This window comes from Candidatus Methylacidiphilales bacterium (assembly GCA_025056655.1).
Lineage (GTDB): Bacteria > Verrucomicrobiota > Verrucomicrobiia > Methylacidiphilales > JANWVL01 > JANWVL01.
This window is the reverse complement of the sequence record JANWVL010000148.1, coordinates 22,761-41,455: the sequence shown is the minus strand read 5'-3', so window position 1 is coordinate 41,455 and position 18,695 is coordinate 22,761. Positions and strand designations below refer to the sequence as shown.

General features: G+C 47.7%; 27 protein-coding genes and 3 tRNA genes. 12 read left to right on the top strand and 18 right to left on the bottom strand.

Translation table 11 applies throughout. The features are described 5' to 3' along the window. Both NZM04_09770 and NZM04_09765 read left to right on the top strand, forming a co-directional pair. On the top strand, nucleotides 1-328 hold a 328-nt coding region (locus NZM04_09770), incomplete at its 5' end, for a hypothetical protein (GenBank protein ID MCS7064305.1). Beyond that, nucleotides 325-882, top strand: coding sequence for a hypothetical protein (locus NZM04_09765; GenBank protein MCS7064304.1), 558 nt, complete (start codon nucleotides 325-327; stop codon nucleotides 880-882). The genes NZM04_09770 and NZM04_09765, both read left to right, overlap by 4 nt. A 31-nt stretch (nucleotides 883-913) precedes the next feature. Here the strand turns inward: NZM04_09765 and NZM04_09760 are convergent, their stop codons facing one another. Then, nucleotides 914-1,213, bottom strand: coding sequence for a hypothetical protein (locus NZM04_09760; protein MCS7064303.1), 300 nt, complete (start codon nucleotides 1,211-1,213; stop codon nucleotides 914-916). On the opposite strand from NZM04_09760, the gene NZM04_09755 reads away from it, so the two are divergent. Continuing rightward, a complete protein-coding gene (locus tag NZM04_09755; GenBank protein MCS7064302.1) occupies nucleotides 1,194-1,637 on the top strand; it encodes a hypothetical protein in 444 nt (147 codons plus the stop codon). The genes NZM04_09760 and NZM04_09755 overlap by 20 nt on opposite strands. A 24-nt stretch (nucleotides 1,638-1,661) precedes the next feature. Here the strand turns inward: NZM04_09755 and NZM04_09750 are convergent, their stop codons facing one another. The 12 genes from NZM04_09750 to NZM04_09695 form a co-directional block, all read right to left on the bottom strand. After that, on the bottom strand, nucleotides 1,662-2,153 hold the full coding sequence (locus NZM04_09750; protein MCS7064301.1) for a site-specific integrase: 492 nt from the start codon (nucleotides 2,151-2,153) through the stop codon (nucleotides 1,662-1,664). 82 nt (nucleotides 2,154-2,235) lie between these two features. Continuing rightward, the gene (locus NZM04_09745) at nucleotides 2,236-2,502 is read right to left on the bottom strand and encodes a phage integrase N-terminal SAM-like domain-containing protein (protein MCS7064300.1); all 267 of its coding nucleotides are present in this window, start codon (nucleotides 2,500-2,502) and stop codon (nucleotides 2,236-2,238) included. A 1-nt stretch (nucleotide 2,503) separates the two neighbouring features. Continuing rightward, the gene (locus NZM04_09740; GenBank protein MCS7064299.1) at nucleotides 2,504-2,707 is read right to left on the bottom strand and encodes a hypothetical protein; all 204 of its coding nucleotides are present in this window, start codon (nucleotides 2,705-2,707) and stop codon (nucleotides 2,504-2,506) included. Then, entirely contained in the window at nucleotides 2,695-2,937 is a 243-nt protein-coding gene (locus NZM04_09735; GenBank protein MCS7064298.1) for a hypothetical protein, read from the bottom strand. Before NZM04_09735 ends, NZM04_09740 begins: the two co-directional genes overlap by 13 nt. A gap of 35 nt (nucleotides 2,938-2,972) precedes the next feature. Further along, a complete protein-coding gene (locus tag NZM04_09730; GenBank protein MCS7064297.1) occupies nucleotides 2,973-3,098 on the bottom strand; it encodes a hypothetical protein in 126 nt (41 codons plus the stop codon). Nucleotides 3,099-3,573: 475 nt separating this feature from the next. Continuing rightward, a complete protein-coding gene (locus tag NZM04_09725) occupies nucleotides 3,574-4,056 on the bottom strand; it encodes a hypothetical protein (protein ID MCS7064296.1) in 483 nt (160 codons plus the stop codon). A gap of 334 nt (nucleotides 4,057-4,390) precedes the next feature. Further along, the gene (locus NZM04_09720; protein MCS7064295.1) at nucleotides 4,391-4,741 is read right to left on the bottom strand and encodes a hypothetical protein; all 351 of its coding nucleotides are present in this window, start codon (nucleotides 4,739-4,741) and stop codon (nucleotides 4,391-4,393) included. 11 nt (nucleotides 4,742-4,752) lie between these two features. After that, nucleotides 4,753-4,834 (bottom strand) — tRNA-Leu (locus tag NZM04_09715). Further along, nucleotides 4,803-5,009 (bottom strand): hypothetical protein, encoded by a 207-nt coding sequence (locus NZM04_09710; protein MCS7064294.1) that lies wholly within the window; start codon nucleotides 5,007-5,009, stop codon nucleotides 4,803-4,805. Before NZM04_09710 ends, NZM04_09715 begins: the two co-directional genes overlap by 32 nt. 340 nt (nucleotides 5,010-5,349) lie before the next feature. Beyond that, nucleotides 5,350-5,928 carry a hypothetical protein gene (locus tag NZM04_09705; GenBank protein MCS7064293.1) on the bottom strand — a complete coding sequence of 193 codons (579 nt, stop codon included), beginning with the start codon at nucleotides 5,926-5,928 and terminating at the stop codon, nucleotides 5,350-5,352. 58 nt (nucleotides 5,929-5,986) lie between these two features. Continuing rightward, the gene (locus tag NZM04_09700; protein ID MCS7064292.1) at nucleotides 5,987-6,550 is read right to left on the bottom strand and encodes a hypothetical protein; all 564 of its coding nucleotides are present in this window, start codon (nucleotides 6,548-6,550) and stop codon (nucleotides 5,987-5,989) included. Between the two features lie 823 nt (nucleotides 6,551-7,373). Continuing rightward, nucleotides 7,374-7,745 (bottom strand): DUF1874 domain-containing protein, encoded by a 372-nt coding sequence (locus NZM04_09695; GenBank protein ID MCS7064291.1) that lies wholly within the window; start codon nucleotides 7,743-7,745, stop codon nucleotides 7,374-7,376. Between the two features lie 1,111 nt (nucleotides 7,746-8,856). On the opposite strand from NZM04_09695, the gene NZM04_09690 reads away from it, so the two are divergent. Then, nucleotides 8,857-8,929, top strand: a tRNA-Asn gene (locus tag NZM04_09690). Nucleotides 8,930-9,850: 921 nt separating this feature from the next. Here NZM04_09690 and NZM04_09685 read toward each other — a convergent pair. Both NZM04_09685 and NZM04_09680 read right to left on the bottom strand, forming a co-directional pair. Then, nucleotides 9,851-10,018 carry a hypothetical protein gene (locus NZM04_09685; GenBank protein ID MCS7064290.1) on the bottom strand — a complete coding sequence of 56 codons (168 nt, stop codon included), beginning with the start codon at nucleotides 10,016-10,018 and terminating at the stop codon, nucleotides 9,851-9,853. An 89-nt stretch (nucleotides 10,019-10,107) separates the two neighbouring features. Continuing rightward, nucleotides 10,108-10,308, bottom strand: coding sequence for a transposase (locus NZM04_09680; GenBank protein ID MCS7064289.1), 201 nt, complete (start codon nucleotides 10,306-10,308; stop codon nucleotides 10,108-10,110). Nucleotides 10,309-10,349: 41 nt separating this feature from the next. On the opposite strand from NZM04_09680, the gene NZM04_09675 reads away from it, so the two are divergent. Both NZM04_09675 and NZM04_09670 read left to right on the top strand, forming a co-directional pair. After that, the gene (locus NZM04_09675; GenBank protein ID MCS7064288.1) at nucleotides 10,350-10,751 is read left to right on the top strand and encodes a hypothetical protein; all 402 of its coding nucleotides are present in this window, start codon (nucleotides 10,350-10,352) and stop codon (nucleotides 10,749-10,751) included. 121 nt (nucleotides 10,752-10,872) lie between these two features. After that, a tRNA-Asp gene (locus NZM04_09670) sits at nucleotides 10,873-10,945 on the top strand. A 42-nt stretch (nucleotides 10,946-10,987) separates the two neighbouring features. Here the strand turns inward: NZM04_09670 and NZM04_09665 are convergent. The 3 genes from NZM04_09665 to NZM04_09655 form a co-directional block, all read right to left on the bottom strand. Next, nucleotides 10,988-11,137: a hypothetical protein gene (locus tag NZM04_09665; GenBank protein ID MCS7064287.1), complete on the bottom strand. Its 150-nt coding sequence runs from the start codon at nucleotides 11,135-11,137 to the stop codon at nucleotides 10,988-10,990. A gap of 28 nt (nucleotides 11,138-11,165) precedes the next feature. Further along, the gene (locus tag NZM04_09660) at nucleotides 11,166-11,771 is read right to left on the bottom strand and encodes a hypothetical protein (protein ID MCS7064286.1); all 606 of its coding nucleotides are present in this window, start codon (nucleotides 11,769-11,771) and stop codon (nucleotides 11,166-11,168) included. A 78-nt stretch (nucleotides 11,772-11,849) separates the two neighbouring features. Beyond that, the gene (locus tag NZM04_09655) at nucleotides 11,850-12,041 is read right to left on the bottom strand and encodes a hypothetical protein (GenBank protein MCS7064285.1); all 192 of its coding nucleotides are present in this window, start codon (nucleotides 12,039-12,041) and stop codon (nucleotides 11,850-11,852) included. 51 nt (nucleotides 12,042-12,092) lie between these two features. Between NZM04_09655 and NZM04_09650 the strand changes: the two genes are divergently transcribed. The 6 genes from NZM04_09650 to NZM04_09625 all read left to right on the top strand — a co-directional run bounded on the left by NZM04_09650 (nucleotide 12,093) and on the right by NZM04_09625 (nucleotide 18,645). Continuing rightward, nucleotides 12,093-12,290, top strand: coding sequence for a hypothetical protein (locus NZM04_09650; GenBank protein ID MCS7064284.1), 198 nt, complete (start codon nucleotides 12,093-12,095; stop codon nucleotides 12,288-12,290). Continuing rightward, nucleotides 12,274-13,704, top strand: a complete 1,431-nt coding sequence (locus tag NZM04_09645; GenBank protein MCS7064283.1) for a site-specific DNA-methyltransferase — start codon at nucleotides 12,274-12,276, stop codon at nucleotides 13,702-13,704. Before NZM04_09650 ends, NZM04_09645 begins: the two co-directional genes overlap by 17 nt. A 111-nt stretch (nucleotides 13,705-13,815) precedes the next feature. Then, nucleotides 13,816-14,463, top strand: coding sequence for a DNA methyltransferase (locus NZM04_09640; protein ID MCS7064282.1), 648 nt, complete (start codon nucleotides 13,816-13,818; stop codon nucleotides 14,461-14,463). 422 nt (nucleotides 14,464-14,885) lie between these two features. Further along, nucleotides 14,886-15,650: a DEAD/DEAH box helicase family protein gene (locus NZM04_09635; GenBank protein ID MCS7064281.1), complete on the top strand. Its 765-nt coding sequence runs from the start codon at nucleotides 14,886-14,888 to the stop codon at nucleotides 15,648-15,650. Nucleotides 15,651-15,706: 56 nt separating this feature from the next. Next, a complete protein-coding gene (locus tag NZM04_09630; protein ID MCS7064280.1) occupies nucleotides 15,707-17,746 on the top strand; it encodes a HEAT repeat domain-containing protein in 2,040 nt (679 codons plus the stop codon). 164 nt (nucleotides 17,747-17,910) lie between these two features. Continuing rightward, on the top strand, nucleotides 17,911-18,645 hold the full coding sequence (locus NZM04_09625) for a response regulator transcription factor (GenBank protein MCS7064279.1): 735 nt from the start codon (nucleotides 17,911-17,913) through the stop codon (nucleotides 18,643-18,645). The last annotated feature ends 50 nt before the right edge of the window (nucleotides 18,646-18,695 follow it).

The following is an 18,695-nucleotide window of genomic DNA, read 5'->3' as shown; positions in this document are numbered from 1 at the left end:
CGGGCGGACGCTGGAGCTGGTTGGGCTGATCGCCAGCCGGGATATCCAGGTCTCGCTCGCCTCGTTGATCGAGGATGCTGCAGCGCGCAAGGCGCTCGGCAGCATCGGCGGGACGATGGTCAAGCAGGTCGTCACCGAGGTTGTTGCCTTGAGCTTCGCCGTCCACCACGGTGAGGAACGCGATGGCGATGAGCGGCTTACTGCTACTAACGACAACGGCGCTGCTGGGCAGCGGCGCAAAGTGCTGCTGAAGCGCAAGCCGACGGAGCAGACGCCTGACGTGGCGCAATCGTCATCAGGAGGGCAGTCATCAGGAGGGCAGTCATGATCGGAGAGCTGATCATGCCTGCGTTGGCCGTTGGCGTGGGCGGCGTGTATTGGGCGCATGCTAGGGGCGCGGGCGTGTCGCGGTTGCCGCTGCACGTCCTCGCTGGCGCGATGGTCGGCTACGCCTTCGTCGCTCTGAGCATGCACGGCTTGGGTTGGGGTGCGGCGTGGCGCGTCGGGCTTGCCTGCGCTTGGCTGGCGCTGGGCTGGGTGGATTACGCCCGCCGAACCGTGCACGATTGGGCGATCCTGCCGCTCGGCGCGTTTGCCGCCTTGTCGCTCCCGCTGCGGGGCGGCGATGGCATGGTGCTCGCCCTGGGCGTGATGGTGGCTTTGGCGTCGGCGCTGGTGCTGCGCTGGTCGCGCGGCGGGGTCGGGTTGGGCGATGTGATCGCGCTGCCTATAGCTGTGCTGTCGTTGGGCGATATGCAGCGCGTGCCGGTCTTGATCGCTGCATTGCTGGTTGCTGAGGTGTGGGCGCGCGCGGATCGCGAGCGCAGCGCGCCGCTGCTCGCGCCGTTGGGCGTTGCGGTGGCGTTGGGGGTGTTGATGTGATGAACAGATTTGAAAGCTCTACCCTATACGATCAGAAGCTTCGCGAGGACGTGCAGGGGATTCGCAGGTCTGGCTTGATCATCGCCGCGATGTATGTAGTTACGCTAGGCGTCGTCGGCGCATACGGGGCGCTATTTCCTCCTCCTAATCGGACATGGCTATCTGCCTTCTTTCCGGCTATCACTTCGGTCGCTCTGATATTCGCCGCGCTGATTCCGACTGGCCTTACCTTTCGGCTGATCCAAAGTGGGGGTGGCGAGCCGCGCGACTGGATCGCCTGGGCAAGCGTTGTGCTTGTCGCCGCATCCTCCGTGATCGGCGCGGTGGGCATGGGGCTGGCGCTGGTGGACTATCTATCCGTCGAGCCTCTGGCGCTCTTTGTTGTGCCTTCTGGCGCTGTACGTGCTGTGCTGTCGTCGGCGTTTGTGCGCGCCGACCACGAGCAGGGCAGGCTTGTCAAATCGTCTATCCCCTCCTCGATCGTCTTGGCTTGGAGCGCCGCGGTCGTTGCTCTCGACGTGGCGTTGAACGGTTTTCGCAGCGGGATATCGCAGTATGATTACATAATGGCGCTGACGTTCTCAATGGTGTTGGGGGCGTTCGTGCATACCCAGGATTTTCAAGGCACAATGGTCAGCAGACCGCTGACCGTCGCCGAGCAGGTGCTACTCTCCCTGGGTCAAGCTGTCGTCGTGTTTGCGGTTAGCTTTGCCTTTTCCCCTGGCCTCGGCCTCGTGGTCCGCTTTTTGGGGTAGTAGTGAAATGTCGGCTGAGTGGCTCTAGCCGAGGTGCTCCACTGCTCCGGCGAGGTCATCCCACGTCGGCGCGGTGTAGATGCGCGTGGCGTCCAGCCGCGCGTGCCCGAGCAGCGTTGCCACGCGCTCGATGCCGATGCCTGAGGCGATTAGGCGCGTGGCGAAGGTATGCCGCAGGATGTGGGGGGGGTGATGCGCTGCCCTGCCCGCTCGGACAGCTCGCGGAACAGGTGTTCGACTCCGTTGGCGCTCCATCGTCGGCGCTGCTGCGAGAGCCACAGCGCGTTGGTGTTTGGTTGCAGCGCCGCGCGCGCGTCCAGCCACTCGCGCAGGGCGGCGCGGGCGGTGCGGTTGAGCGGCACTGCGCGCGCGCGGTTGCCCTTGCCCGCTCGCACGCGCACGCTGCCGCTGCGCTCGCCGAGGACAACGTCGCCCACGTCCAGCGCCAGCGCCTCGCCGAGCCGCAGCCCCGTGTGCAGCAGCATCAGCACGAAGCTGCGGTCGCGGATCGGCCAAGCGGGGTTGCGTTCGGGATGCTGGCGTGTCAGCGCTGCGCGCTCGTCAAGCGCGCGCGGGGCTATGGGCTGATCCACGCGGATCAGGCGCAGGTCGCGGCGGGGTCGGGCTTACCCTGGGCGACGAGCTGACGCCCGAGCGCCTTGAGCGCCGCGATGTGCACGTTGATCGTGCGCGGCGCTTTGCTGCTGCGCGTGAGGTGCTCGACGTACGCGCGCAGGTCGGTCGGGGTGAGCGCCTCGGGCGCGATCTCTTCGCCGAGGCGCTCACGCAGCCAGCGCAGGCAGGCGCGCACGGCGCTGGCGTAGGCGCGGCGGGTGTGCGGCGCGCTGGCGTCGGTCATTTTCATTTCAGAACAAGTCGCCCAACTCGCGCTGGTCGCGAGTCGCCGTGATGACGCGCGAGCCGTCGTAGAGGCAGAAGTACTCGCGTGGGCGACCATACATCCGCCCGCTGTAGGCAATGCGGAAGACGACGCCGCGGGGAATGACGGCGACGAGCGGTCCGCCGCTGCCTATGCGCCCGGCGTGACCCTGCGCGATCACGCCGCGCACGAGCACGCGCCGCCGCTCTCGTCGGTGTGAGCTTTTCCGCTGCGGAAGCCGATCCCCGTCCGCAGGACGACGATCGCCTCGTCCTGCGTTGGCTCGCCGTCGGCGGCGATCAGCTTGGGGCGACCCGAGCGGGTCGTGCCGATCCGCGCACGGTACACGCGCGGCGGGCGTGGATAGCTCCATGGGCTGTCGTCCTTGATCGGTGTCGGGTCAATGCCCTCGACGGGCAAGACACCGAGCTCACGCCCGCGCCCGTCCTAGCCGATCAAGCTGGCGGCGATGGTGACGCCGGAGTTGCCAGGGCGAACGGCGCGACCTCAGCGCCGTTCTCTACGAGGCCGTTTGATGGGATGGTGTAGATAGGTATAATGAGTCCAGGGTTTGGGTTCATTTCCCTCACCTCTCTCCTTATCGCCCCAAATCCTTCCAGCTTTGCGCTCGCTGCCGAGCAGGGCAGCGAGCGCACTTTAGCTGGGATTTACGTGACAATACTAATTATTTACCGATGGTATTATATACATAACAGTTCGTGAGGAGTATATCTTATAAACACATATAAAACATGAAGCATCGTCAACATGTAACAATTGGAAATATGCACACACTAGAAACAGGCGGAAGAATTGGCTAGAGCAATCTATATCTTTAGGCATACTTATTAGTTCACCCATTCGTTATCATTATATCAACAACATAATTTATCAGTACAATTTATTTGTAATATTATAAATTTAATTTTAATATAAAGCAGAAGATGACTTCTCTAACATTATATTGATTAGATTGTATAAATCATGCTGAATTTAAAGATTGCGTTTAAATTTATACAAAGTCATTCTAGATAGCTGCAATGCTTTACTTATATGCTAGTAGTTTTTATCTATCTCAGCTTGCCCTTTCGTACTTGCTATGATTAATTTGTGTATTACTTTTTTGAATATATCCTCTTCTATTTCTTCTATAACAATAGCGTAAAAGCCTAGTAGATATGAATCATTTTCGCACGCAATAAAACATAGGCCTGCTTCCAATACATCTTTTTTTAGATTATTTTCACGGGAAAGGTTTTCAGTTAAATCTTTAGTAATAGACTTAAGGACAAGATTGAGTTGTTTAGATATTCTATTTTTTTTAAAATAGTATGGAAGAGGAGAGAACAATAAAATCTTGTTGTACTCATATGATAGATCACTTATGTATAATTCATCATCATATGCTATGACATACACGAACCATGGAGGGTGGTCTATACTAAAGGGTTGATAGATGGCTATATTGTCACTACGATAGATATTTCTATATCTATAATCATCTAAAAAATTCATTATTCTATGTGGCAATTCTTTCATATTATAATTTTAAGAAAGATTTTGGTCCAACAAAAGAAGCACATATCTCATTGGCACGAATAATAATAAAGTTTGAGTAATACAAGATAAATGCCGATGTAAACAAAAGTAGAGACGATAGGAATTGAGATAAATAATCTACGTGGGGATAAGGATTATGAGATAGTAAGATAAGTATGATAAATACATCACGTATGAATATATTTAAGGGTATCGCCTCAAACAATCCTTTACAAGAATAATATTGAGATAAGATTGTTAATATTAATAAAGCGACAGCCAAGACTAGGTTCTGGGCCATAGTTCAGTCCTGTTATTGATTGAATACTTTATATTACTGGCGCAATGATTGAATAGCTAAGTTAGCGATGGTATTTACGATTGTTTTTGCCATGAAGGCTAATAATAAAGATATTAAAGCAGAGATTGTCGTCATAATAAGGTCAGTTTTTGCCATTGAATTCCTCAAGAAAACATCACTATTGATCGCTTCGTCTAAGATCGTAGAAATAACTTTATACATAATTATGAATATTATTATATAAACCAATATATCAAACAATGCGCTGTTAATTTGCCCAAAAACGTTATCTATCATCCTTATAGCAGCGTCCTTTCCACGGCCACAACCGCTGCAAAGTATAGCGCATATAAAAAACAGAAAGATAAGGGATAATCTTTTCATGATACCCATAGTGGGGTGAGTGGGACTCGAACCCACATGTCATTAGACAGATGATTTTAAGTCATCCGCGTCTGCCATTTCCGCCATCACCCCGCTTGTTTTTATTATACCATATGTAAAACGCAGCTAAAATTATATCGAGTGTATAAACCAACACACTTATATCTTCCTGTGGATAGCTCTGATAACCCGGATGCGCTTGCTTGGGGGGAATGCCGCCGATTCCAGCATTGCACAAAAGACGCAACGAGCCTTGCAACTCTCCCATGATTTCAACAAGTAGGCGCTTTTCGGCCTATCTAGCTATAGTACAGATGCAACTCGATAAGGTTTAATTAAGCCGAATAAGCATGCAGTTGGTCTAACATAGCATGGTGGAAATATCAGGATAGTCTAAATTTAGGAAGAGCTTTGGAGTGAAAATTGATGAATCACGGCTATCGGTGCATTTGACTTATGAAATGTCACTTACAGAGCTTGCTCAGGTAAGCATGATAGTTTGTATGTGTGGGGGGCATTTAAATTATATTTTATTTAATTTATTCACAAATTCACTTATATCTTTTTATTTAACCCCCTATTCGGACTAAACTATTTTACTTCACGAATTACCTGTAAAGTAAAATCTCGTATTGTTCTTGATCTCTGTATACTATTTCATATATAACTCCTGTAAAATAGAGATAACGCGAAACTGTAATTTTTCCTTTATTTGTGCAATTTACATGTATTTCCTCAGAATTAATTGCAACCGTTTTACAATTCAAGCGATCTGCGACGAGGAAGGTATAAATAGGCAAAGATGGCCATACCTCATCTTTATTATATTTTATAAACCATATATCATCCCCCATTCGAATACCATCTTTGGTACAATGCATTTGTAACAGGATTGTACTATCAGATATCCATCTGATGGAATTATTTTCTTTCTCTATATTAATCCTTTCATAAGGACCGAATTTATAAGGTCCAACTAAATAAGGAGATATGACATAGCTAGAGACATTGATGGAATGACCTAAGGGAATACCATTACAAACCGTATTGATTGGATTGCTTTGTGTCTTAATCCTATTAGCTTCTGAGGCCAAAACCGGTTTTCTTATTGAAGTTGTCTGCTCACATGCAGACAAGAGCAGTATGACGAAAACGCCGAGAATTGATAAAATAGAGGGCTTTTTCATAGTTTTTTATAATATCCCTGCTGGGCAATCATTTTTAAAGATTGCCCAGCAGAATAATTCACGCATGCTCTAGTTTGCTAGGAGTATCGTCGGGTTCACTGATAGGAGTATCGTCCGAGGTAGAGATCTCGTCGGGTTCACTGATAGGAGTATCGTCCGAGGTAGAGATCTCATCAGATTCACTGGCTTGGATAACTTTGTTTTTCCTAGGACGACCCCGCCTGGACACTCCCCCCCAGACGATCTCATCTAGCTCAACTTCTTTTTTCGCTATCATGTTTGCTAGTCGCAGGTAGCGATAAGCAGTGGGGGGCTTCAAACCGTAAGTTTTCATCACCCATGTTACTCCACGATCAACGCGATCATGGCCACGCTCCATTTCTGCAATTATTTCGTTTAAGATCCGTTCGCGATCAAGCGATGAAACTCGAGTCTTTGTTGGACATCTTCGCACGTAAGCCTTGGCCCGTGTGATAATGGTGTTGAGTTCTTTTTCTGAGACGCCATTTTCACGAGCTTCATTCTTGATGCTTTCGATCGTATCATTTATTTCACCATGCTCTCTCATTGCATGAACTAACATGGCGAATGCACGCTGGGATGCGTATTTGTTAGTCTTCATTTTATCTTCCATCATACTCATGATAATACAGAAATATACCTATGTCAAGACTATTACGGCTATTCCCGACCATACTTTTATAAGTTAAACTTGGCTTTACGGTATACATGAGCGATAACTACAATGCTCCCTACGATGAAATTAATATAACTATATCACAGGCGAAATAAACATTTTAGTTACAATTTCGTGCTGTACTCCGAATAACCCTTGATTCTTTTTCCTGTAATGCTACAATCATAGGCATGAACAGAAAAGCTGCAGGGGATCTATTCCAGATCTTGATGTATATTCTCGGTCTAGCTGTCGCAGGAATAATCGCTGTGGTTGTCGTAAGATTTATAAATCTCTTTAATAGGAGAGCATCACAGGTCGAAAATATCTTCGGCACAATACCATAAAAAACAATGCAGGGCAGAAGAGGAGAAGGCCATAGCATATTAGCTATGGGCGTAGTCTTGTTATTTATGCTATCGGCTATAGGAGCGTTAGAATCTTCTGCCTATGTCATCCAGACTAGGATCGCAAATAACATCGCGTTAACTGGCGCGCTTAGCATTAGCCAGGGCGCTAAATTCGACGGAAATGGTCTGGCCATCTATGATAGTTGTGGCGAAGCTACGCGCGCCATATGCATGAATGTAAATTGTAATGACCAGGAGATCAGGGTAATCTGTCGGCCAGTTACAAAAGATATCAAAAGAGAGAAAAGCCGACACACCGGATATGATATATACGTTGTTCTGCCATTTAGATCGGTGACGCCATTAGGTCTAAGATGGTTTGGCGGATCTGTGGTAGGTTACAGCCCAGCAACTCTCTCCTACGGAATAGCTGAAGAAGAAGAATAGTTTGAATAATCATAATCGCGAACATCAATTTGCCAGTACTCAAAATCATCTGCATTTATCGTGTCCTGAAAAGATTTATCATTCTTCATATCGGCGTTTGCAAGCCTATACTTTAGCTTACACACTAAAATCATATCTCCATGTTTCAGCGAGACCGGTTCACGATTAAGTGCGACTTTAATTTGGCTAATATCCTCAATGTGCTTACACGTCGCTTCATAACCGATATAAGATTCTAACAAACCCATCTCATGAGCTTGACGTACTAATTCCACAAATTTATCTCGCGATATTCTTGCGGGATAGTACGCTAAATCAGGCTCAGGCATCATAGAAGAATTCATTAGTATCACCATGCTTATATCTTAAGAAGATATACCTGTCCTTTAAATGTTTGTAGTGATATGTAACAGATATCACGCGAATAATACCTTGTATTATTGCATAATTCAATATCTATGGGTAAATATAAAATTATGTCGATTATTTTGCGCTTATGAAAAATTAGGGAGTTTCTAAATCCAAATACTTGCGTAGTCCCGCGAATAGCTCTGATAACCCAGATGCGCTTGCTTGAAGGGATGCCGCCGATTCCAACATTGCACAAGGGCACAACCAATTGCAACAGCGCTTCCACACACCGCGAAAATCACCGCGTCCGTCGGCCTAAGTGAGCGAGAGCCCCCGCAATTCGGCAAGACTTGCTTCAACTGAATAGGTCTGCGACTTGCCCGGCGCAACTAGAGACTACCGCCACGGTAGTTCAAAGCGGCATACCCACTGAAGCCGTCAGTGCAATACTGACATGCGCATGGTGCTTGATCCACCACTGCTTGCAACACCCCTTCATCGCGGGATAGAGCATCTACCAGCTCATCACGCAGTGCGCGCCGGCGATCGACCTGCGTGATGAGATCGGCGCGTTTTTTACTCCCGACGAATGTGAACTGCTCTCAAGCTCGACGATGGGTTAGTCGTCGGTTGGGGGCTGTGGGATGAGGGCAGCCAAGGCACGTTCACCGGCGCACTTGACCTAGGTGGCTACCGATTACGCACTTGACACGCCGATGGCGCCCGATGCGTCGGAAGCGGTGGCCATCTAGATACATCTCGACGGCTTGGCCAGGATTCTAAGCGAGTAGCCGATTGGGTTGGGCTGAGGGGTGAAATGACGATTACAGACCTTGCACAGGTAGCGCTGGCTGTTGCTGTGATTCTTGCTTCATTTGACCACCAATTCGCTTATGTCTCTTTGGATACTTCATGTATTCTATTTTATTCACTGCCGAAAATTATGATTAGTTCTATAAATCTATATCCAATCCTCTCGTTTTGTTTTAAACATGCAACGTTTATCTATCACGCCATTAAAATAATGAAATATTCGATCAGTAATATACCCCAGCCTCTTTAATTTTTTTCTAATCTTGCTGCTGTATAATAATATAGAAGCATTCCTCGATAGCTCAATAGGCAGAGCACTCGGCTGTTAACCGAGGGGTTACAGGTTCGAGCCCTGTTCGAGGAGATAGAGGAGATATCTTTGTGTATCTTATGGTACATCGAGTAGTGAATGGTTTCTCGATAGTTGTCTATTAAATCAATTTACTTTAAACAGCTTGCCATGCTTAACAAATAAATAATTCTCCTATTAGATGTGGGCGTAAAAAAGTATTTTTATATCTTATATTTCATCGTAATATAAATTAATCTATTCAGTTAACTTCATTTCTTCCGTTGAAGTCCCTCTTCAAGATCAAGCTTGCTTTTTGGCTCATGCTAAAGATTGTTGCAAGCAGCATATCCATTAAAACTAGCGCTACCATAAAATATCTATATCTCCTCCATCACTAATATCTGTACTATCGTTTGATCAGTGAATGGATTGGTTATTTAATTAAGTTAAAAGACAATAGCATTTGCTAGACGCAATGATATATTTATATTGTGTGCAGAATACCGACGTGAAATGCTCTGTGTTCACTATTTTATCGTAATTCTAGCTTACAGATAATTATATATATAAGAAATTAAATAATGACGGTAGACATCGTCTAGTTAATTTTGGTGATTATCGTTTAATGGATGTCGCCAGTAATTTCATTTTTGTAGTTTATTTACCAGGACTTACGCATCAGGAATTTTAAGGTTCTGTGCGGTGCAAGCCAGCACCGTGAGCAAGAAGTCGTCGCTGCGCGCCGCGCGCAAGCGCCTCGCTTTGATGCGCATTCATCCTCCTCACCAGACTGCCCACTCCCCAGAATACTCAACGCCACCCGTCGCAACGCAGCAAAGTCCTCTGCGCTGTACCACTTACGCACCCGACTGAGGTCTTCGCCAAACACCACATCCAAGGCACAGTGCTGGCTGTTCTCAATCCGCCAGTAGGCACGCACCGCGCGCGCAAAGGGGCTGACCCCCTGCTTCAGGCTAATCGAAGCTCACCTGTTCACGCTCGCTCTCCCCAAGAGCGTCGCCAGCGACGCACAAAACTAACCGCGCCTAGTTTCGGCCATGCATCCACCTGTTGAGCGAAATAGCTCAGATACTCCGCATCAGCAACCAGCCAGCATTCGCGTCGGTCGCAACGCCCGTGCCCGCGCTCTTCGGTGTGCAAGTATTCATGCTGCGCCTGACGAATCCCCTCAGGCTGCTCACGCTGCCAAGTCTGCTGCAGCGTCTCAAACAGCCGCGCATGATTGCGCTTCAAGGCAAATACATACTCGCCCCGCGCTCAGTAATGGCACGGGCGTTGGGCTTTTGCGCGTGTCCCGCATCGGTCACCATGACGTGACCGCGCAGCTCAACCTGCGCCAACATGTTGGGCAATGCCGCAATCTCATTGCCGGCTGCTTCCGCGCGCACCACGTCCTGTGCTAGCACGACGCCCGTCTGGGTGGCGTACATGGCCTGTACAGGCCATACAGGGTCACCATCTGTAGGGTGGCTTGGCCTGTGCGCCGCTCAGCGCTACCGCGCAGCACCTTGCCGTCAGCGGCAAGCACCTCTTCTTCGCTCAGCTGCAGACACTAGCCGCTTGCATCGCCGCCAGCCAGTCCCTGAAACAGCGCTGGATGCTGGCAAACGGCAAGAAGACAAAGACGCGTCGAAAGGTGTCGTGGGCTGTTCGTGCCGTATTCATGCTCGAACAGCTGCCGACGCAGGGCAGGGCGGGCTTGCCCGAAGGCAGCAATGTCCAGCCAACTGTCAGCGCCACCGACAACGGCCATGGCGGCGAGGACGACCACATACCACAACGGGTAGCGCTTGCCGAGGTCGCGGCGGAAGTCCTGGATTTGCTTAGCGTGCTCCGCGAGCAGCTCGATAGCCAAAGGGGTCTCGTCGCTTAGACCTTATGATCACCTTATGTGGTGCGTAAGCCCTGGCCTGATTAAGCCCTGGCCTGATGTGGATGAAGCGCAAGCAAAAGACGGAGATAGGGTAGATTTCTCGTTGCTCAATTTGAGCCTTGAGGCGTGGTGTAGAGGCCTACCACGCTGCCCTGTCAAGGCAGAGACCGCGGGTTCGAATCCCGTCGCTTCCGCAGTCGTCGCATGCGCCGTCCTGCTTGGGACGGCGCAGCCTTTCAGTTAGGCCAGTGGCCGAGTACTTGCTCGGCAGCGACAAGGTCGAGCAGGGTTCGGCGAGCGTTGGGGGATGAACGATGCCAGTAGGTCAACGTCGCTGGTGGGGGATAAGGTCGTCGCGCAGGGCAGAGCCGAACAGCCGCAAGCACTAAGCGATGGGTTGGGGCGTCAGTGTAGCTACATTGCTGCGACGGGGTGGCAACGAGGTGATATACAGAGGGCAGAGGTGAAGGCACATGGTGCAAGTTGTGCTTGAGGAAGCCTAGGCGAATCTGCCTGCACTGGTCGAGGCGGCACGGAGGGAGAAGAGGCCGTCATCGTGACCGAGGACGGCACTGCGCTGCATTTGTCGGTCAGGAAGCACCGCCGACGATTCGGCAGCGACAAGGACATGATTTGGATGCCCGACGATTTTGATGCGCCGCTGGAGGACTTTGAGCCATACATGTGATGAAGGTGCTGCTCGACACTCACACCTTGCAGGAGCGGCGCCTTGCCGTATGAGTATGTGCCGAGGGCGCGGCGGATGCCGGCCATGGTGGTGCGCATGACAGGGAGCTTGACAGGGTTCGGGACGCGGAGGGTTTCGTAGCCGTTGGCCCGGCAGAAAGTGTCGAATTCGCGCCAGGCGGTGGCGTAGGCGCGGTGGGTGGCATCGGCTTTGGAGGCGAAGAGGAAGCGTTCGAGCCGGGCGCACAGGGTGGGATCTGCGGGCGATGATGGGTGATCGATAAGGTGTCGGTCATGGCGTTTCTCGTGAACGACAAATGGCAGTGTTATCAATCGTTGACAAGGCAGATTTGCTCTCGGCAGAGGGTGAGGCTTGTCGCGAATGGAGTGTATGATCCACCCATCGCTTCCTCAGTTGGCATACTTGCCGCCTTGAGCAAGACGGAGCAGTCTTCCACCGGCACAACCTCGACAATCTGCTATGCGTCTGGACCTACAATCACACGCTCGAACAGGCTCGACACGATCATCTGCTGCTCTTTGCCCATCGCTGCGTCCTAGACTTCCGCCATCTCCTTCAAAAGCCTCATCACCTTCTGCCACTTTGATTGTGCTTTACCGAGCCTAATTTAATTTAAAGTCAGCCTTTGGAGCATGTCTCAACAATTCGGGTTGAGGGACAGCCTCCCCGCATGGGAGATGATGCCCTATCACCCTCTGCCGCTGACAAACACAGGCGGCATGGCGAGGCAGCTAGACGTGGCGTTAGTCAAGTTGCCATTTCTGGAAGACGCAACGCCTCTACTACGCGAAGACCGATCGCCTGTTCCGCAGTATGGAAGCCCAAGTTGACGGCTTCAAGTTCTACTTTGATGCCTCTGCGTTGGAGCATAAGAAGGCGAACGAGAAACGCGAGCTAGTATTTGAGTTCAAGGAGATACGCCAGAGCGATGGCGCGCTGGTTTTCACAATGACTTACTCGGAACGCGGTAGGCAAACTGACCTAGTTGAAATCCGCCGCCAAATCCGCAACGCACTTGGACTCACGCGCTACACCGACGCTGTGCCTTCCGAGGCAACGCTGGAGCGGGCATTCCGCGTGTTCGAGCGGCAAAGTGAAGTGGACTACTTCCTCTGCAAGGACGCGAAAGGCTTCCTGCGCGAGCAGTTTGACCTGTGGCTGTGGCAGTACCTGCTGGGCAAGCCAGGCGAGGAGCCGAACACAGAATGGACAGAAGCGCGTCTCAAGCAACTGCAAGCGCTCAAGCGCGTTGCGTATCGCGTGATCGTCTACATTGCTGCGTTTGAGGATGACCTGGTCAAAATCTGGGAAAAGCCCAAGTTTGTGCTGAACAGCCACTATGTGATTACGCTGGACAGGATTGTGGCGCGTGAAGGGGGTTGGAAAGTGCTGGATAAGCTTTTAAAGCACCAGAATATTGATCGGCAGGTGCAGGAGTGGCGCGAGCTGGGCATGGTGGATGACACCTTTACGCTTGTGCAGCTTGTTGAGCAAGACCTGATGTGTGGGCGTTGGCTCAACCCGCGCTATCAGTATTTGCCAGTTGACACGCGCTACTTCAAAGATTTGGAGCTGTGGATTCGGGGGCTGTTTGACAATCTTGATGATGCGCTGGACGGCTGGCTCATCAAAAGTGAGAACTATCAGGCGTTGAACACGATTTTGCCGAAATGGAGGGAAAAGGTGCAATGTATTTACATCGATCCGCCATTCAATCTGGGCAAGAAAGCTGAGTATGACTACGAAGTGAATTACAAGGATTCCACTTGGCTAACCATGCTTGAAAACAGGCTGATGATCGCTGGCGAAATGATGTCAGTCTCACGCTCGATATTCTTTAGGGTTGGTCATGACGGAAACATGCTTGTACGATTGTTAATGGACTTGGTCTTTGGGCGCGAAAACTACAGAAACGAAATAATAGTTCGTCGTGCAGAAGAATCGAAAGGAGAGTTTACTAAGCAATTTGATAGTATCAAAGGACTCACTGTTAACTACGACAACTTGTATTGGTACTCCAAGAACGCGGAGACAAGGTTCCCTCACATTGTCAAACCTGCGAGTAGTAAGCATGCTAAAGCTCAGTGGCACTCCTTCTGGAAAGCAGAGGATCGTCCGACATTGCGATATCAGTTGCTTGGAGAGCTACCACAAAAAGGGCAATGGATGTGGGAAAAGCACCGTGCACTGCGCGCGGTAGAAAACTACCAAGAGTACTTAAAAATGGCGCAGGCAACGGGGTAGAGCTTAGAGAACTACTGGGAGCGTACGGGTAAGCGTTTAGAGTTCATAAAGAAAGAGGATTGGGGGATTGGAGCTGTCAAGTACTGGATACCGCCTCGTGAAACAGTGGTTGTGGACAACAACTGGTTAGACATAAAGGGTTACTCGAACAAGTGGAGATTTAAGACAGAGAACTCCGAACATCTCCTGTATCGCGTGGTCGGCATTGCCTCGCAGAGAGATGTTTGCCTTGATTTCTTCGCTGGCTCTGGAACAACCGCAGCAGTCGCCCACAAAATGATGCGTCGGTATATAGCGATTGAGTTTGGAAATCATTCCGAGACTGTGCTGTTAAGGCGCATGAAGTCTGTTGTGTACAAAGAACAATCAGGTGTATCTGCGGAACCAGGTTGGAAGGGCGGAGGTTTCTTCAAATACTACGAACTCGAACAGTTTGAAGACACGCTGCGGCGCACGCACTATGCAGACTATGACCCGGTCACGCCCAACGAACCACTGTGCTACCTGTTCCTGCGCGATACCAAGCAAACGAATGTGCTTCAAATAAAGGACAACGCCGTGCAGATATATCTGGATCGGTTATACCCAAATATCGACCTTGCTGAGACCCTCTCCAACCTGCAAGGCAAGCCGATCCAGCGGATCGTTCCTGACCTCACTGACCCAACTCGTCATGGAAAGGTGGTCTTTACAGACGGCAGCGAAGTGGATTTACAAAATCCAGATTGGCGTCTTATTAAACCGCTTATTTGGTGGTGAGCTCATTGGTGCGATAAGGAGCTGCGCTGCCATTTACACTTACTAAGGCAGAGATAGGGGAAGAAAGGGGTCATAAAACTGCAGGCGTCCGAATGTCGCCCCTAATGCCGCGACGACGACACAAACGGAGCTGATTTGCCGTTGTATCGATTCTGCTGCAGCTGATGGCGGAAGCTATACACTCGTCGAGCTTGCCCGAAACATGGACAAATCTGGACGTGGAGACCTTCTCACACACCAAAGCGATGCGCAAGTATCAGCAAGCCGCCCTGCGCAATGCACGCAACATCTTGTGGAAGTACTAAGAAGACTTCGTCGTCTATCAGCGCGACAATCAGCGCGACTAGCTGCTTACAACCAACGAATGGCGCAAAGCGCTTCTCTGGCAGTGGTACAGAGACAACGGCGTCGACGAACACACAATGCGCCTCGAAGCGAGCAAACTGAACCCACGCTTCCTGCAGCTACTCCGCGAACGCTATGACCTCAAAGGTGACTCCTACGAACCGTTCATCAACCGCATGAATATCTGGATGGCGACAGGCAGCGGCAAAACGCTGGTGATTGTGAAGCTTATCGACATGCTCTGGACGATCATCCAGCACGGCGAGATACCCCCCCACGATATTTTGTTCCTGACGCACCGCGACGACTTAATTGAGCAGCTTCACCGCCATATCGACGAGTTCAACGCGGCGCAAACTAACTTTCGCATCAGTCTGTACAACCTGAGCGAATACGACCTTGCTAAACGGATGTACCCATCACTGTTTACACAGGTCGAGGTGACAGTGTTCTACTATCGCGTAGACAACCTCAGCGACGAGCAGAAGGAGAAGATAATTGACTTTCGCACATATGAGAACGATGGGCAGTGGTATGTGTTGCTGGACGAAGCGCACCGAGGAGACCGAGCTGAGTCGAAACGGCAGCACATCTATTCCATGCTCTCTCGCAATGGCTTCCTGTTCAATTTCTCGGCGACCTTCACCGGCCCGCACGACATCGCCACAACCGTTTACAACTCCAACCTGTCGGAATACTTTACGCAGGGCTACGGGAAGCGCATCGTCATCCTGCAGCAGGAGCTGAACGCTTTTCGCGATAAGCAGGATTTCACTGGTGAAGCCAAGCAGATAGTGGTTCTGAAGGTGTTGATGTGCCTTACGCTGATGCGCCATGCCTAGTTTATTTACCCCTTTGCTTTGCCTTATATTCAATAAGTGATATAATCTGTCATAGTATGCGCACGTTAATGGGAAGTTTACTCATGGCCGAAAAAGATGAGCATTATTTAAATTTTATCGCCGACAGATATTTTTCACATGAAAAGTCTTCGGCGGAATATAGAATAATTCTTTTTTACCTCCTCAAAATGTTATATGAGGAGAAGTTATCCGTTGACTTGGCTACAGAGTTGTTCAAACGATTGAAAGGCTTAAAAGCTTCACCTGTTCCTAACATATTCTCAAAATACTCTGTTTATGATGATAATGAAACGAGGGCTAAAGCTTATGTTGAATTATATAAATCTGGTGTTTTAGAGTGCAAGCATAAACTCTTTGACCTTATTAAAAGTTGTGACGAACATACTAGATATAACATCATAGATTATATATTGAGCCGCACATGTATTCAAGATGTTTTTGAATATTACGGATGCGTAGAAAATATAAAAGCAGAGAGCGAAGATATAAAAATAATTCTTTTGTCGCATATATCAGATCTTAATTTATTGCGCCACATGGATTTTGTATTATCCATGCTTCGCGATGAGAACCGATCCGTCAGGTTTTTTGCAATGAGATGCGCCCTGAAACTGGATAAGAGCATGGCAGATCAATTAATCGATATCGCTATCCGCGATGATTATGAAAATATAAGAAAATTTGCGATCTTATATATCGGCGCGCTTAAATACTACAAAAAGTTACACGAGATTGAGCGTATTTTAGAAAAAGAAGATGAGCACACAAGTGTAATGGTAGCAGCCATACGATCGCTATGTCGTTTCGAACGATTAAATAATATAGATAAATTAAAGCAGTTTATCAATCATCATAATGAAGAGGTTCGATCAGCTGCACTTTTTGCCCTTTTGCATTTTCATTTAATCACCCCGGAAGAAGCTATAGAAATAGCAAAGCAGAATAAATCAGATCATTCTCAACTCTTAATTCTTCAACTGTTCGTGAGGAAATATCCCCAGCTCTTACCATCGCTTTTATCATCTATGGAATTTAAAGATAAACCGAGGACTTGTTCTTATGTTGTAAAATTAGCCGATCGAACACAAGAGCTATGGTTAATACCATATCTGAATAAAATAAAACAAGTTGATCCACATAATAATGGATTCTATGCTGACTTAATAATACATAATTTAATGAATCATCCATTGGCACCGCTTCTTGATGCCCTAATTCTTGGAAAATACGGGGATTGGTATCCACATATCTTGAGAATTTATAACAAGATCAATCCAGAATATAAGAAGATCATAGATGAATTTCTTCTGAGCCGACTATCACTTCACGATGAATTTGAAAGAAGAAGATCAATTGACATACTATGTAAATTTAACCCAAAGCTCATAAGATGCTGTATATCTAATTCCATATCCGGCAAAGAAGGAGAAAAGAGTGATTATATATTCAAAAGGGAAGATGTATCTTACTTGATAAGCAAAATAAATAAAGAAAATAAAGAGATATATCATGACATAATCAAGCACATCGCGCTTGTGTATAGGAACGATGAGGACATAATATTGAAATGTTTGGACGCTATGATTTACCTTGATGCTAAAAAAGCATTGCTTTTTATCGAAGAAATCATTTTAGATCAAGATTATAAAGAAGATATCAGAGCGAATCTCATCCGATATTTAACCGAATTCATGTCTAATGATTTTTTGCCTTTTATTGATGCTATCGTTAATCAGAATAAACACTTTCCTTTAATTATGCAAGCATGCCTCGAATTTCTTATTTGTCTTAAAAATAGAGATGCTTATTTTTTTATATTAAAAAACACAGACAAGTTTTTAGATTACATCAAGAAATACGACTATATAAAAGACAATGACAGTTTAATAGATGATAATGCTTTTTTAATTGCCTCTTGTGTTTTTATTAAACAAAATCAAGAGAGGTTCTATGATGTTTTGGAGGTTTTTAAATATCTTGTGCCTCATAAAATGAGCGCCTTCTTGTACTGGGTTATCCAAAACATGCCTGAAATAACAATAAGAAAATCCGTTTTAGAAATAATCATGAGGTAAGAACTTATTGATCTGTCGAGTACTTGATTTGATTATATATTTCACGTTGCAAATGAATATAATGAGTTTAGGCGTATACTTTTTTATTTAAATATTTAAGCTTCTGTTAACTATTCATGGCTTGAAATAAAAAATGGCGCGCTAATGTTTGTTATAATAGTACCATGGAAATGAACGATAAAATTACCGTTGTGGCTTTAGATCGTAATCCCAAAACACATCCCTTGTTCAAACTTAATATCTGTGAAAAGACGTTGATTTTATTCGCCAAGAACTATCATGATTTAGCAAAAAAGGTATTAGATATTATCCCGTCTTGCATTCTGATAGATTTAGGGAATCCGGAGATTAAAAATATCGCAGCCGTCCACGAAACAAGAAAAGAAACATTATCGCCATTAATTGCATACAACGATGTAACGAATGAGGATGAGATGATATCTTCTATTAATTCAGGCGCTGATTTATATCTTAAACGAGATATCAGCGCCCAAGAATGGTTGGCAAGAATTTCAGCGTTAGTTCGAAGATCCAGAATCGAACATCAAGCTAAAGATCATATCATTCGGTTGAGTGATAATCTCGCTATTAATATAAGCAAAAATATCGTGATAAAAGACGGCGTCACTCTTCCGCTAAGAAGTAAAGAAAGAGATGTGTTACTCTATCTAATGAAAAATGCTAACAGGTATGTCCCAATAGAGGAAATTTTAGCTAACGTCTGGGGATATTTAAAAACAGATAAACCCGAGTATGTGCGTCTATACGTGACTTATCTCAGAAAAAAACTTGAACCCGACCCTTCGAAGCCTCAATATTTATTAACAGACAAGGGAGTTGGATATATGCTCAAGGGCATTGGGTCCAAAACTAGAAAAGTGATAGGACAGACTTATTAACGATATCAATTCTGACTCGGCATAATGCTAGTATCTAGCATACAATATTA